Source organism: Aliikangiella maris (genome assembly GCF_040719265.1).
GTDB lineage: Bacteria > Pseudomonadota > Gammaproteobacteria > Enterobacterales > Kangiellaceae > Aliikangiella > Aliikangiella maris.
The window spans coordinates 1-16,226 of sequence record NZ_JBFDAH010000007.1 but is presented as its reverse complement, the minus strand read 5'-3'; the positions used below and the strand labels follow the sequence as shown (position 1 = coordinate 16,226).

The window sequence follows — 16,226 nt, the reverse complement described above, 5'->3', positions numbered from 1 at the left end:
GGTATATCCTATTTCCAGACATTATTAGTGGGCCATAAATGGGTAGTTGGTATAGTTGTTGATGATTGGCTACTTGAATTTCTATCATCAATATTAGCTGCGCTATTTGATTCCAGTATGACGTGCGCGTTTGTTCCGGTAAAACCAAAACTACTGATCCCGCATCGAATTGGTAATTGATGGCTTAGCGAGACGGGTTGTAAGTTAACTTGAATATGACTTTGCGGTTGGTCAATACACTCATCCAATTGCTCGATGGCAGTTTGTGGCGGAATTTCTCGATGTTGCATGAGTGCGATAGTTTTCATTACACTCAACAAGCCTGATGCCGTTTCAAGGTGCCCCCAGTTGGCTTTAGCAGAACCCACATAAATATTTTTTTTACTATCATATTTGTTGCTATCATAAACAGCACGAAGACTTTCTATTTCAATTTGTGCGCCTAATTTGTTGCCAACCGCATGTGCTTCAATATAGTCAATGTCGTTAGTTGTTAAACCGGCATCTTCTAGTGCCTCACACAAAATGTGTTGCTGGCTTTTTCCGGTTGAAGCTGACATAGCCGGGCGATTACCTTGCTGATGAATAGCACTGCCTTTCACCCAGGCTTTGATGTTTAGTTTTTCATTCTCTGCAATGGATTTTTTAGTAAGTAATATGACACCAACGCCTTCGCCTCTGACATGACCGTTAGCAGCCATATCAAAGGGGCGTGACTGTCCGTCAGGGGAGAGCATCCCGGCTTGTTCAAAAGCCAGTGAAGTAAACGGGGAAAGTAATAAATGACTAACCCCAACTAATGCCCAATCACACTCGCCGCGGCGTAAACTGTTTTTTGCGGTATGCAGTGCACTTAGTCCCGACGAACAGGCGGTATCAATGGCTAGAGTTGGCCCTTGACTACCCAGCATCATAGCCAGTCTGCCTGCCGTCGCACTGAGTGCAATACCCGTACCCATATAAGGTGAGAGTTGAGCGGCAGTTAGTTGGTTATGTAAACTGGCATGAAAAAATTCTGCGGTACTAATGCCAATAAAAATACCGACTTTTTTATTGGCTAAAGCATCGAGTGGGAGTCCTGCGCTGGCCATTGCTTCGTGACAACATTGCATTAGCAGACGTTGCTGCGGATCGAGATAGGTGGCTTCGTCGGTTTGCATATTGTCCATTTGATAAAGCGCATCTAACGACTCGAGATATGCGCCGTGCCGCAGTGTCAACTGGTTGCCATAGCTTTGGGGATTCCAGCGTGGCCTTGCTTGAGTGCCCGGTGGTCCTTCGGGGTAGTCTATAATATGAATGGCTTTATCGGTCATGCTCTGCCACAGTTTTTCGATGTTATTAATGTTGCCTGGAAAACGAAATCCATAGCCAACAATTGGCAGGGGAGCGGTTTCTTCTTGCTTTTTTTTCGCTAGTAATAAAACGAGTTGTTTATGGGACATCTGTTGTATTTGTTCTATATATTCTCGCATAAAATTTTACTTCTGTTTTTAAATGTGTGGTAACAAACAATATGCAACTTGCTTTTTGGGAGATAATAAAAAAATTAACCACTATTGATAACTGCGTTAACATCGTAATGGTTAATTGTATTTTTTATTGCTAAATTTAAGTTTATTTGCTTCTTAAACAATTTTCTCAATTTAATTTTTTGACTGATCTAAATCTGAAAATATTTTTAAATCAACATCTTCATCGGTAACCCGGCCACCTTGCTGTATACGTTTAACTAACTGATGATAATCTTCATCGAGCATACGTAATATTAAATAAGCAATGGATGTTGTGTTTGGCATACACGAAGCCCTTAAAGTAACTGCAATGGCATATTGTTCAGCATGGGTTTCTACCGTATGCCACCAGTAATTGGGTAGTCTGACGATATCTCCTGGTTCTACATCAAACTGTAATTTAGGAATTCGGGTATAAGCATCGTAACCACGTTGCCGCTGTGCTTCATTGTCCTCGCGCACATCAATACTGCTTCCATGATAAGTGGTAGTTTTCTTCACTCTTGGAAAAAATGCCGCGCTGTAATAAGGATGTGCCATAGTCCAGGTTTTGTGACCTGAATTGAGTAAAAAGAAATTGTCACCCGGTTCGAGATGCCATACTGTGTAGGCATAACTGGGCTGTAAAAATAATTGTTTTGACAAAATATGGCCCACTCTAAAGCGCGATTTTAGTTTGTCATGTTGGTAATCAATCCAACCGCTCATGCGTTCAAATTTAGGAATATTTAGGTCGCTAATTAATCGACCATCTTGCTGGTGCATAACATCTTCTACGGCAACTGAACGCAAGTTGCCGCCTTGTTTAATTGAGTCAATGACTTCTTTGACTTTACCCGGGCGAAAGTCATAGTAGTTTGATGCTTTAGTTTTTTCGAACTTATTTTGTGCGGGTTTATCTGGGGCGGTGTTAATGGGAATATCACAGTCACCAAAGTTTTGTTCAAAATAATCCAGATCCCAGTCCATCATTTTTAAATCGCGAGTCCCCCCTTTGAGCACAAAAGGAATACGTAAGTTCATTAAATAGGGCACTTCGGATTCTTTTATTTCATCGGCGTTAAATGTTGGAATTTGGATATGATGCTCTGTTTCGGGATAATTTTGGCATATCCACTGGTTGATCTTGGCAAGATATTTTTCGTAACCCCGCTTTAATCGGCCATCAGCATAGAGTGCATCTTGCGTTGTTGAGTGAACCGGTGTGCCTTTACGTGCTAACAAAACATAATAAAGCCAATAATTAAAGCGATAACGAAAAGGGATTTTTACACTGAGACTTTGTTGGTAAAAATTTTTAGCGATATGATCAAAATAATTTTTTCTATCGACAGACATTGTTTCCATTGTACCTCTCCTCGGTGTGAGAATGATTGATGGGTAAGTAAGTCATACTTTTTGTCTTCAGTTTTTATTAATTGAATATTTGATTTGCCTGACGATCTGCCAAGATAATGCGGATTGGCAGATCGATTTTTGTTAAAACGACTATTCCATCAGGGATGCGAGTTCTTTGTCGAGTTCATCATCTGATAGCTGGGTAACCGTATCGATGTCACTATTTTTTTCTACTGGTTTTTTATCGGACCATAACTCATTGAGCAGATGTTCAACCAATAATGGAATTGTGGGATAGTCAAAAATTAATGAAGTCATCAAAGGCACTCTTAAGTTAGCTTCAAGGGTATTCTTTAATTCAACGGCAACTAATGAGTCGAGTCCGAGATCTGCAATTTTTGCATCTCTGCTAACATCTTCAATATCTTCAAAATGCAATACCCCAGCAATACTGGCACGCACAAATTCTAAAATTTTATCGTGGCGTTCAGCACTGTTGGCAGTTGTCAGTTCGTCAAGATTAATCGTGGTTTTCTTTTGGCTGCCACCACCAAATGATAAGTCACTAAAATAACTATTAACTTCATTGCTGCTAGCGGTTTGTAAATCCCAATCAAATTCACAAATGGCCAGTTGTGCAAACTGGCTAGATAAACTGCGCATTAATAAACGTAAACCATCCTTCGGTTTTAGCATAAAAATACCTTTTTCTTCGATGCCTTTGATTTGTGCTTCGGTTAACTCAGCGGCCATCCCGATTTCTGCCCAAGGACCCCAATTAATACTTAAACATCGTCTTTGTCCTGTAGCATTTTCTACCGCGAGTCGGTAGTCGATGTAGGCGTTGGCGGCGGCATAGTTAGCCTGGCTCATTGAACCAAGCATGGCCGCAATTGAAGAGAAGCCGACAAAAAATGCATCACTTTGATATTTGTTAAGTGCGGCCAGTAATAAATCAGTTCCAGTAATTTTAGGGGCAAACACAGTTTCAATTGAAGTCAGTGTTTGGCCTTTAATTGGCGCATCAGCTAATACACCGGCTGTATGGAAAACGCCACCAATTGGTCGAGTATCATTCGCTAGTAGATTAAATAAATTATTGACTGAATCGGCATCGGAAATGTCAGTTTTGACCGGATAAAGTGTCACGTGTTGCGGCCAGTTTTGACGTAGTTGCGAGAGTTGTGATTCTTGAGGTAGGTTTCTGCCACACAATACAATATGCTGTGCGCCGCGCTCTATCAGTTTACTGGCGAGTGACTGACCAAGTGCACCAAACCCACCAGTAATGATGTAGTATGCATTGGCATTGATTGTAATATCTGTTGCCTCTGGTGCCTGTTGGGTCAGATTAATCACCAGTTTTCCGGTGTTGGCGCCGCGGCTAAGTATGGCAAATGCTTCTTGGACTTCATCCAACGCAAATTCATTAACGGGTAAGGGTTGATAATTACCGGCTTCAATTTGTTGTGCAACCTGATTAAGAATATCTTTGTTTAATTGATTGAGTTCTTGTTCGGGCAGTTCACTTAAATCGAAATTAAAATAATCAATGTTATCATGATAAGCTTTGACTTGATCATTACTCCAGATGTCAAGCTTGCCGATTTCAACAAAACGACCGCCATTGCCGAGTGCATCGAGTCCCGCGGGAATAAAGTCTTTATTAAGACTATTTAATACAATATCAACGCCTTCGTTATTGGTGAGTTCAAGTATTTTTTGTTTAAAGTTGAGATCGCGTGAACTGAAAATGTGCTCAATACCCTGGCTTTGTAAAAATGGCCATTTACGTGGACTGGCTGTTGCATAAATAATGGCACCTGCAGCTTTAGCAATTTGTACTGCCGCTTGTCCAACACCGCCTGCTGCGCTGTGAATCAACACTTTATCACCAGCTTTGATGTTAGCGAGGGTATGCAGTGAGTAATAAGCGGTAATGTAAGCCGTTGGAATGCCCGCTGCTTGTGCATGAGTTAGTCGCGCAGGCTTTTTGACAACATAGTCCTGCGAAATATTGAGGCGTTTTTTAAAACAGCCTAACTGGCTTAACATCACTTCATCGCCAACCTGAAAAGTGGTATTTGCTCCGCATTGAACAACAACTGCCGAACCTTCAAATCCCAGCGGTAGTGGCGTATATTCAATTTGATGTTCGTCTGCGTATTTTTTTAAGAGACCGAGAGCATTTAATACATCTTTAAAGTTTAAACCGGCTGAACGAATTTCGATTTGAACTTCGCCCGGTTGCGGAGCTTCTAGTGGTACTTCAATGGGCTTAATGTTTTCGAATAATCCATATTCTGTAATTTGTAATTCAAAATTTTTCTCGTCGATATTTTTAACGACAAGTACCTCTTGGATTTTTTTAATAAAGCGTTGTCCCTGTCGATAGGCGACAAACATATCATTATTAGTTTTTTGCAAAATAATTTCGTTGTCAATTTGCGTGATGAAGTTGTCAGTTGTCTCTTCTGCAGGCATATCGATCACTTTACCTTGCCAGCGAGGATATTCATTAATTAGCGTATGTACAAAACCCCATACTGAGGCAGCATGAAGGCTATCTAACTTATTCGAATTTGCTTTGTCGTTGCTTGTATGGTTTGCCTTAATTGCTTGAATGTCTTCAGGTAATAACTGTGCTGATTGTGTCACGGTCCAAAATCTAAATTGCAACTTGTTAAGTGAGTCTTGCTGCAAGTATTGAATCGTAGATAGCAATGCCCGATAGTTTTCTTCAAGTGTATTAGCAGACTGCCAGAAAAAGAGAATAGTTGATGGGGGTGTCGTTGGCGTAATATGGTGTGCTATTGTTTCACTGGTAATTAGTTGCCATTTACTTTGAGTATTCGCCAAAACTGTCTGATTGATTGCTTGTGGTGCGTTAATAGCGATAACCGCTGGAATTTCTGTTTGCTCACTTTGTGAAAATAAAGAGCGCTTTTTCCAGTTGACAGTATGCAAAAAACGACGAGCGCTTGTTGCAGTATTTACATGTGAGACAGGTTGCAAAGTAAAACCTCTCACACAAGCAACGGTTCGTTGCTGGTCACGAATAACAAAATCAGCTTTGACTTGATGTTCATTGAATTCGGTAATCTTTAAGTAACTGGTTAATAGGCCGCGGGGCTTTTTAAAAAAGCTTACTTTATCAAATGCAACCGGTAGATAGGTTTTGTTGCCTTTAACCACAGTGGTAATCGTTTGCATGGTGCAGTCGAGCAGGGTTGGTGTAATAAACTCATTGATTTGATAGGTTGCATTATTTTTACTGTAACCTAATTGGGCTATCGCAATTTCATTTTTATCAGTTTGAATATCGATAATTCGCTGAAATTCGTCGCCATAATTAAGACCAATACTTTCAAATTCAGGATAGATGTCATCGGCATTAATTGAGTTTAGGGTATTGTTCTGCTGTTTTATTTGCGAGTATTCAACCAGTTCATCACCTCTATTGATTTTTACTTGATGAGGTTCTTGCTCCTCACATGGATATAACGTCGCGGTAATATGCAGACGACGAATGGAGTCGCGCTGCTCGTTGTGGTTGACTTGATCATTCTGAGAGGCAATGGTTGTATTACTTGCTGCCTCATCTAATAGTTGTGAATGAATGGTTACCTGGTAGCCACCGTCAACCTGAGCCTGACAAGTCGTGGTATATTCGATAAGTGATTCAGTTAAATAAAGTGGTTCATGAATTTGAACTTGTGTGATATCTCCACCGTTTTCACCAAATAATTCTTGTTCAACAGCAATGAGTGTTTCGACAAATCCAGCACCAGGAAAAACTACCTGACCAAAAACCTGATGATCAAATAAATAGGCTGGTTGCTGTGAAGAAATTTTGCTCTTAAAAGTGATTAACGAATTACTTGATGTCGATGTTGTGGTCATTTGAAGCGGTGTGGCAATATCTGGGGCCACAATTTTTTCGCCAAGTAATGGATGGAGCTGACTTGTTTGTTGCTGGTTTCTAAATCGAGTTGTTGGATTGATATTTAACCAGTAAGGTTGCTTATTAAAAGCGTAGTAAGGGAGATTAATCGTTGGGTAAGTTAACCCATGATGGTAGCCTTGCCAGTCAATATTCAGTCCTGCCTGATAACAGTCTGCAACCGCCTTGGCAATAGTGATTCGATTTTCACTCCCTTGATTGGTGCTGGCAACCCAGTAAAATCCTTCTACAGTTTGTCGCCCCAATCTGCTTAGTGCGGCACTTGGACCTACCTCAATACATAAATGCTTACCACGCGCTTCTATCGCCTTGATTCCATCAGCAAAACGAACGGCTTCGCCAATATGTCTTACCCAATAATTTGGATCGGCAACTTGTTCATAGGTAACCGCATCACCTGTTAAATTTGAGATGAGTGTAATCTCTGCTTCTCTAAAGGGAATATCTTTAATTGCTTGATAAAACTCATCGTAAACAACTTCCATTTGTTGTGAATGGAATGCGTGTGAAACTTCGAGCTTCTTACAACTGATACTTTGGGATTCCAATGCGGATTGTAATGATTCAAGCTGGGTAATTTCACCCGAAATAACACATTGTTGCGGACTATTTATGGCTGCAAAGCCAAGGGCAGGAAAGTCACTTAAATAGTTTTGTAGTTGGCTTTCGGTGGCTTTTACTGCGAGCATTCCTCCTTGTGCTTTGACTGACTGCATTAGCATCGCTCGATTGGCGACCAGTTTAATTGCGTTTTCCAGACTGAGCATTCCGGCAACACAGGCGGCAACAATCTCGCCAATACTATGACCAATGACGCAACTTGGTTGAATACCTAAACTAAACCAATAGCGAGACATTGCATATTCAAAGGTAAATAAGCTGGTTTGGGTGAACAAGGTTTGGTTAATTTTTTGTGCTGCTTCGCCATCTTCGCCAAACATAATTGCTTTGATTGATGTCTGTAAATAAGGGGTAAACATGCGATCACACAAATCAATCGCAGCACGAAAGATTGGTGAAACCAGATAAAGCTCGGCGCCCATCCCTGTATATTGGGAACCTTGCCCTGTAAATAATAAAGCGACTTTGGGTGAACTTGACTCTTGAAATTTACCTTCAGCTAACTTTTCAATTTGCTTTGAGAGCCAGTTTAACACTTCAGTATTTTTTTCTGGAGATTGTAATGCATCAACATTGACTGGATAACTTAAACGCTGATTAAAATGCGTTCGTTGATTTGTTGCGTGGGCCAAAGCAGACAAATCAATTGTAGGGTTATTTTCCATATAGTTTTTGAGTCGGCTTAGTTGATTGCTTAACGCTGCTTTACTCTTAGCACTAACACAAATTATTGGTGTTGGATATTGAGTGGTTTGTTTATTATCCGCTGCAGATTGATTGTTATTATCAACGCGTTTTTTAGGGGCTTGTTCTAAAACAATTGATGATAATGTGCCGGCAAAACCAAAGGAATTAACCAGACCGCGGTTAACTTTAGGTTGCATGGGTTTCGATTCAAGTGGCACTTCAACAATATATTGTTGCCAGGGTATGTGCGTTGATGGTGTATGCATCGATATGTGTGAGTAAATTTCTGCATGATTTAATTGCAACGCAGCTTTAACTACACCAACAATACCGGCGGCTGCTTCGGTATGGCCTATGTTGCCTTTTACCGAACTAATATACAGTGGATTTTGTTTACTATGAGATTGTTTAAAGACATTATTGATTGCATTGACTTCGATTGGGTCGCCCAGACTGGTGCCTGTGCCATGGGCCTCAACAAAGTCGATGTCCTCTGGAAATAATGCTGCATCTTTCAATGCATTGCGCATGGTAAATTCTTGGGCAATTCCATTGGGAACGGTTAGTCCACCACTTTCGCCATCTTGATTAACGGCTGAGCCGCGCACGGTTGCATAAATATGGTCACCATCTTGCATAGCATCGGATAAACGTTTTAAGACAACAACACTGCAACCTTCACTGCGACCATAACCATCGGCTGTATCATCGAAAGTTTTACATCTTCCATCGGCAGAAAGCATATTGGCGTCGGAAAATATCATTAAATTACGTGGATGATGAATCACATTTACGCCACCACACAAAGCAATACTGCACTCTTTACGGCGTAACGCCTGCGTCGCCTGATGCAGTGCGACTAATGAAGAAGAACAAGCCGTATCTACACTCACACTTGGGCCTTTCCAACCTAAAAAGTAAGAAATACGACCGGCAACTGCGCTGTGTGATGTACCTGTACCGATTGGTGCTGCCAATTCATCATTAGGCAAGCTAACAACTTCAAGTGAATAATCAATTGAACTGACCCCCATAAAAACGCCACCATCACTGCCTTTGAGAGCCTCAATATTGACGTTGGCATTTTCTAATGCTTCCCAGGATGACTCTAGAACAATACGCTGTTGAGGATCAATATAGTGGGCTTCTTTGGGCGAAATGTTAAAAAATTTGGCATCAAAATCGGTGATGTTATTTAAGTAACCACCTTTATTGGTTTTTATTTTGCCTCTCTCTGGTGAATTTTGATAAAACTCTTTATTGTTCCAGCGATCGACAGGTATATCGACAATTCCATCACCTTTATTTTTTAAAAACTGTACAAAGTCATCGCTGGTTAAGTTATTGCCGGGAAGTCTCAAACCTATACCGATAATTGCGATAGGTTCATATTTTTCCATTAATAGTGCATTCAATTGCTGTTTTTCGGCACTAATAGTTGAATTGTCAATAGTTTCCATCGCGTGGAATCTCCTGTTATTAACAGATTTTTTAGATAACCGAACCAAATATAATAGGATATGACGCTTTGCTATGTATTTATGGTTCAGTCAATTAAATTGGTTTTTTAGCCTTAAATGGCATTTAGTTTAAGCACTTATCATCAATAAAAGTGATTCATTTTGAACAACAATATAATTTGCTTAACTTGATAATTGCTTATCTGAATTTTGTGTTTAATCTTGCTGCGCTAATTAAAAGCTAGCGCGGTAAAAAGTACTAAAATGGCGCTGTTATTAAACCTGTGTACGTTAATAACACCTCAGTCGTTTATTAAAAATTAAATAAACGACCAAGGAAAAAATAGCTTTATGAAATTATCTGCTAAATGATGTCTCTAATATTGATACATCGAATTTAACATGGCACTAACCGTTTCTCGCGTTTCGTCTTGCACCTGATTGAGCTGCGATGATGACCCAGGCGTATTAAATAGTTCGTTATATAAGCGCTCTGTTAAATGAGCAATAGTTGGATGATTGAAAAAGTCAACCGTATCAATCTGACAGTTAAGCGTTGATTCAAATGTTTGCTTTAATGCTTCTGCACCGAGTGAATTAAGGCCTAAATCAAATACACTGGTATGTAAGGGGATTTCTTCATTTTCTTGCATAAAAAGCGACTTCTTAAATTCACTCGATAAATATCGCTGAATTTCTTCTTTACGATCAGATTGCGGCTTGTTTTGAATGGTATCTAATACACCTGAAGACATAGATTTACTTCCTTTACATATTAACGATAGCTAGATCAACTGCACCTTCACAATAGCCATTATTGTCGTCCCAATAACGAATAATTGTGTTAACAAATTGAATATTTTTCTTGAATGTGGTTTTAATAAACTCCATTTCGCCACTAAATCGTGAAGCATTGATTGGTCGTTTAAAATTACTTTTGAAGTTGATAATTAAAATGTCAGGTAGTTGTTTTTGCCAGTATTTTTCCATTGTCCAGTCGGCAAACATCGGCGAGGCATTTTCTGCAATTGATTTAGCAATGGTGTAATACATCAACTGGTTATAGCAAATGTTAAATTCGACCGAATTAAAATGTCCCGTATCGTCGATATAGCAAGACTCCGGGATCTGAAACATAGCTGATGAAGCTAGATATTCTTCATTTTCACGATTACCTTCCGAAGTGACGGTAGCAATTTTTAAATATTGACAATGATCTTTATATGGAGTGAGAACTTTTGCCATTAAATCTGGATCATCGTTAAATTTGATTTGTTCACGTAAACTTTCTGAAACTATCATGTTCAATTTTCCGAGTATTTAATATTCAAGTTTAAAGTAATTGCGGTTTATTTAGGCAACCGCAGCGATTTGTTGGTTAAAGTCGTTAACACCTTCGTAAAAATCAAATTCATCATGTAGTGTGATTCTGAATGACTCCGCGGGTTCTGGTGCTGAAGTATGTAGTGCGCAATGAACAAGACTACGATTATCCCAAATTAGAATATCGCCTTTTTCAAAGGTTTGTAAATGGATAGCTGGATTTTTATAAGCTTTATCCTTTTGACCAGTAGCTTCAAGTAATTCGTCTAGTTCACCTTGGTCAAGTGATTTACCGTTTTTATCGATTAACCCTTCGCTAAATCCTTCAGAAATATAAAGGGTTTTTTCTTGTGTAATAGGGTGAGTAAACACACAAGAATGTTGAACTTCGGGTGTTTCTTGTTCAATTTCTTTTAGCACTTCGCTAATAGGTTTATAAATATCAGTTGGTCTTATTTTAAAATAACGACGAACACTATGACGACAAATTAATGATTCTGCTTTTGCTTTTAGCTCATCGGATAAATTGTTGTAAGCCTTTCCCATGTCGATAAAGAATGTACCTCTGTTTTGTTGCGGAATAACTTGTGGGTAAATCAGAGTAAACGCAAAAGGTTTTGGCATAAACGCATAATCTGCGTGCCAGAATTTGCCGGTTTTAGGTACACCAAATTGCTCACCATTTTTAGGAATATTTGATGAAACAAATATTTCTTTAACTTCTGGGTGGTGATACATTGGTTGATAATATTCTTCAGGCGTACCCAAGCGCTTTGATAAATTTATATATTGCTCAGGTGTTAAGAATTGATTTTTTAACACAGCAATTTTGTTTTTATATATAAGTTCTTTTAATTTTTTTAGCTCAGCATCTGTTACTTTTTCTGGATCAAAATCATCAACGATAACTTGATTGATAGTCCCATTTGTAATTTCATATTTCACTGAAAGCCTCCAGTTGAATCTTTGTTTGTGTGATTAAATTTTTTTAAGCAGATAAAGCAACTGCCAATATAGGTGAATTAAATTTATTTTCTGTGCGTCAGTGAGCAAATAAAAAAAGTAAGAAAATAAAAAATTGTTCGTTTCTTTTGTAAGCAACAAAGATGCTCTCATTGATTTGTGACAAGCTTATTAATTATTTTTTTACGAAACTGTTTAAAAAAAATCAAACGTTTTTGAATAGCTAGTTATAAATCTAAAAAAAGAGATATATTTTAAAATGTTTTTATTGGCTTGTTTTTCTTGGTCTAAGATTGCATACCAAGATTTTAAAATTAAAGAGTCTTGGCTTGTAATATTTTTTTCGATGAGAATTAGTTAACGGTATTGAAGTTGGAGATTTTGAAAAAATAATTAATAAAAATTGAATGCTGACCAGTTTGTGGTCACTACGTAGTGTTGCATAATTAAAGATGGTGTTATGTGAATTTATTTTGATCAATTTATTCAGAAGTAAGCTGTAGTTTGATTATTTTATTAATTACTGGACCGAGGTGCAGCGAAAATAAGTAAAATAAATAGTAAGTAAAGTCACAAGCTATTACGCTAACTAAATATCTTTTAACTTTTTTCATATTCAGAAGTCTCGTTAAATGTTTTTACTGATTATGAAGGCTTTTATATGGACACACATTTCTCGTGTGCTTATTTAATTATGATTTTTTGAACAGTGGTTGGTTGCTTAATGGTTTTTAAGTGAACAGGTTGAGTATTGATTATAAGAAAAATATTTTTGGGAGCGCTTATTTGTTTTAGCAATTGTTTAAATTTAATATTTGTGTTCACTAATTTTTGCAATTATTTGGCTTCAATTTATTTGAACAAGATAATCGCTTGGGTTGAAGTCTATAGTTTGAATTTTAGAGCATATCATCGGTTAGGCTAGCTATAGGCATTTTGAAAAATCTAGAAATCATACACTGGTACACTCATTCGACGACAAGGAATTGGTTATGATGAACTAGAGTTTGGTATTTAGTTAGGGCTAACAAAAATATTTTAAATTACAAAACCTTATGTTCAATTTGCTCGAATTAAAATCTAATAAATCTATATAGTTTCATGTTAAATAATCGTTTTAACAGATGATCTGTATCGGTATTTCCCACTTTGATTTGGAAATTGTATTGATTTAGATCAATCGAATGATAATTTTTGTGAGTAGCATATTCCTCAAATTGAAATCACTTATTGAGGAGAAAAGTTATGCCATTTTATATTCGTCAGGGAAAAATCCCACACAAAAGACACATTAAATTTGAAAAAGAAAATGGAGAGCTATATCGCGAAGAGTTATTTTCGACGCATGGATTCTCAAATATTTATTCAAATAAATATCATCACAATATGCCATGTAAAGTTAGTGAAGTGAAACCTCATCAGATATTTCATGGCGAACAATGGAGAGATTCTTTACTACAAAATTATAAAGTGCACACTTCACAATGTAACAGCGAAGGTAACTTTTTTGAATCACGCAAAATGCACTTGTTTAATGATGATGTTGCAATTTATACGGCAAAAGTTACAGAAGATACATCACAGTTTTATCGAAACGCTTATGCCGATGAAATTGTATTTGTTCATCAAGGAAGTGGTGAGCTGACCTCTGAATACGGCAATATTCGTTTTGAAGAATATGACTATCTGGTTATTCCTAAAGGTACGACCTATCAACTTAAATTTGATGACTATAGCGACAATAAGTTGATGGTTATTGAGTCAGCGACAATGGTGACGATTCCTGCACATTATCGTATTCCGACCGGTCAACTGACTGAATCGGCACCTTACTGTGAGAGAGATATTCGTACGCCTATTCTACAAGATGCAAAAGTTGAAGAAGGTGAGTTTGAGCTGGTGATTAAATATGGCGCTCAATATCAGGTTTCAGTTTTGCAGTGGCATCCTTATGATTTGGTTGGATGGGACGGTGCTTGCTATCCTTGGGCATTTAACATGAAAGAGTTTGCCCCCAAAGTTGGACAAATTCATTTACCACCTTCTGATCACTTGGTATTTACGGCGAATAATTTTGTGGTATGTAATTTTGTTCCAAGACTTTATGATTTCCATAAAGAAGCAATCCCAGCACCTTACTATCACACCAATATCGACAGTGATGAAGTACTTTACTATGTACATGGTAACTTTATGAGTCGTACCGATATAGAACCCGGCTCTATTACTTTACATCCAAAAGGTATTCCTCATGGTCCTCAGCCCGGTAAAACTGAAGAGTCAATTGGTGTTGAAGATACATTTGAATATGCCGTTATGGTGGATACTTTTGTTCCACTAAAGTTAACGGATAATTTTAGAAATTGCATGGTTAAAGACTATAACCAAAGCTGGTTAGAAAAGTAAGTTAAGGGGGGAAAGATGACAGCAAATAATAATCCATTGGGGCTGACAGGTATCGACTTTACCGAGTTTGCATCACCAGATAGTGGTTTTATGCATGATGTGTTTCTTGAGTTCGGCTTTTCAAAATTGAAAAAGTTTAAAGGTAAAGATATTGTTTATTACAAACAAAATGATATTCACTTTTTGCTTAACAATGAGAAAAAAGGTTTTACAGCAGACTTTGTAAAGTCGCATGGGCCTGCGATTGCATCAATGGGATGGCGAGTGAAAGATGCCGACTATGCTTTTGAAACAGCCGTAAAACGCGGCGCAAAACCTGCTGATGATGTAGCAAAAGATCTACCTTATCCAGCCATTTATGGTATTGGCGACAGTTTGATTTATTTTATCGATCGCTATCAGCCAGGTAATGCTATTTGGGATACTGAGTTTGCAGATTTACCTGAGCCGATTATTGTTGAAGATAAAGGTTTTTTAAGAATCGATCATCTTACTAACAATGTTTATAAAGGTACAATGGAAACTTGGGCAAATTTTTACACAGAGGTTTTTGGATTTACTGAAGTACGTTACTTCGATATTAAAGGTAGCAAAACCGCTTTATTATCTTATGCACTGCAAAGCCCATGTGGTAATTTTTGCATTCCAATTAATGAAGGTAAGGATGATAATAACAATCAGATTGATGAATATTTGGATGTTTATAATGGCCCAGGCGTTCAACATTTAGCTTTTTTAACGGATGATTTGGTTAAGTCGTGTGATTTACTGGATGCTAATAAAATTGATACGCTCGATATTGGTGATGATTACTACCAAAATGTTTTTCAGCGAGTACCTTTTGTCAAAGAAGATAAAAAACGTATTCAGGAACATCAAATTTTAGTGGATAGTCAAGCGGATAATACTTATTTATTGCAAATTTTCACTAAAAATTTATTTGGCCCAATTTTTATTGAGTTAATTCAGCGTGAAGGTGATAACGGTTTTGGTGAAGGTAATTTTCAGGCACTGTTTGATTCAATTGAACGTGACCAAGAAAGGCGTGGTGTTATTTAATTATCTACAACACACTGAACCGTAGTTTACTTCAGGCGCATAGTTTTATGCGCCTTTTTTATATGAAATGAAACTGCACCGGCTTCATAAGTCTTTTTTAAAAGACTATATTTAGTTTAGTCTTCTGCTTTGTCTAAATAGTTTTGGTTGTTTGCTTAGCTTAATGAATTTGATGAAAGCAATACACTTAAAATCTCAATTGAGTTGTTTTAACTATTGAGCTTTAAGAGATTCAGATAAGAGAGGTGAGCTAAAGTCGATATAATATGATAATAGCTAGCATAACTTTAATAGCCAGCTATTTTTGTGATTTGTTTCACTGCTTTTTAATTAATTGGCTGGTCTAATGTGTTTTTAGGCAATAAGCTACATAAGCTAACTAAAAAGTGAAAGAGTGTTGTACTGCACACAAAGCAGAACACCAACAAGACATAACCGAACAAGACATAACCGAACAAGACATAACCGAACAAGACATAACCGAACAAGACAAGCTCGAACAATATAACGGAAACCAAAGTACTTTTTAAAAAGGAGTTTAACGTGCAATATCCCCCAGTTTACATCGCAGCCACCAATTTGATTACCGCCATTGGTGATAGTAGTCGAATGAATTATTTTTCTTTTAAAGCGGGTATTTGTGCCTACGCTGAAAGTGAGTTTTCTAATAGTCAGGGAGAGCCCGCCAAACTAGCTTTGGTTCCCTCTCAATTATTTGAACAAATCCAAATTGAAATTGACGAAGGTTTATATTTTTCAGCTCAGTATGAGCGAATTATTAAATTGGCGGTTTATAATTTACAGTTGCTTGCTGCCGAACCGGTGATTGCACACATTAAAACACCGATACCCTTGCTGTTGGCAATGCCTGAATTAAATGAGAATAATCCA

General features: G+C 37.8%; 10 protein-coding genes. 4 read left to right on the top strand and 6 right to left on the bottom strand.

The features are described 5' to 3' along the window. Positions 1-8: 8 nt before the first annotated feature. The 6 genes from ABVT42_RS08010 to scoE all read right to left on the bottom strand — a co-directional run bounded on the left by ABVT42_RS08010 (position 9) and on the right by scoE (position 11,852). Positions 9-1,475: a beta-ketoacyl [acyl carrier protein] synthase domain-containing protein gene (locus tag ABVT42_RS08010; RefSeq protein ID WP_353874213.1), complete on the bottom strand. Its 1,467-nt coding sequence runs from the start codon at positions 1,473-1,475 to the stop codon at positions 9-11. 171 nt (positions 1,476-1,646) lie between these two features. Continuing rightward, positions 1,647-2,861, bottom strand: coding sequence for a cupin-like domain-containing protein (locus ABVT42_RS08005; protein ID WP_353874212.1), 1,215 nt, complete (start codon positions 2,859-2,861; stop codon positions 1,647-1,649). A 141-nt stretch (positions 2,862-3,002) separates the two neighbouring features. Continuing rightward, the gene (locus ABVT42_RS08000; protein WP_353874211.1) at positions 3,003-9,584 is read right to left on the bottom strand and encodes an SDR family NAD(P)-dependent oxidoreductase; all 6,582 of its coding nucleotides are present in this window, start codon (positions 9,582-9,584) and stop codon (positions 3,003-3,005) included. A 377-nt stretch (positions 9,585-9,961) separates the two neighbouring features. Then, positions 9,962-10,339, bottom strand: a complete 378-nt coding sequence (locus ABVT42_RS07995; RefSeq protein ID WP_353874210.1) for an acyl carrier protein — start codon at positions 10,337-10,339, stop codon at positions 9,962-9,964. A 13-nt stretch (positions 10,340-10,352) separates the two neighbouring features. Further along, entirely contained in the window at positions 10,353-10,886 is a 534-nt protein-coding gene (locus ABVT42_RS07990) for an FcoT family thioesterase (protein WP_353874209.1), read from the bottom strand. A gap of 51 nt (positions 10,887-10,937) precedes the next feature. After that, on the bottom strand, positions 10,938-11,852 hold the full coding sequence (gene scoE, locus ABVT42_RS07985) for a (3R)-3-[(carboxymethyl)amino]fatty acid oxygenase/decarboxylase (protein WP_353874208.1): 915 nt from the start codon (positions 11,850-11,852) through the stop codon (positions 10,938-10,940). Positions 11,853-13,115: 1,263 nt separating this feature from the next. Here scoE and ABVT42_RS07980 point away from each other — a divergent pair. The 4 genes from ABVT42_RS07980 to ABVT42_RS07965 all read left to right on the top strand — a co-directional run. Then, positions 13,116-14,276, top strand: coding sequence for a homogentisate 1,2-dioxygenase (locus tag ABVT42_RS07980; RefSeq protein ID WP_353874207.1), 1,161 nt, complete (start codon positions 13,116-13,118; stop codon positions 14,274-14,276). A 15-nt stretch (positions 14,277-14,291) separates the two neighbouring features. Beyond that, positions 14,292-15,335 carry a 4-hydroxyphenylpyruvate dioxygenase gene (gene hppD, locus ABVT42_RS07975; RefSeq protein WP_353874206.1) on the top strand — a complete coding sequence of 348 codons (1,044 nt, stop codon included), beginning with the start codon at positions 14,292-14,294 and terminating at the stop codon, positions 15,333-15,335. Between the two features lie 386 nt (positions 15,336-15,721). After that, positions 15,722-15,865 (top strand): hypothetical protein, encoded by a 144-nt coding sequence (locus ABVT42_RS07970; RefSeq protein ID WP_367023623.1) that lies wholly within the window; start codon positions 15,722-15,724, stop codon positions 15,863-15,865. A 13-nt stretch (positions 15,866-15,878) separates the two neighbouring features. Further along, positions 15,879-16,226 (top strand): hypothetical protein (locus ABVT42_RS07965; protein WP_367023621.1); only part of this gene is annotated, 348 nt, incomplete at its 3' end.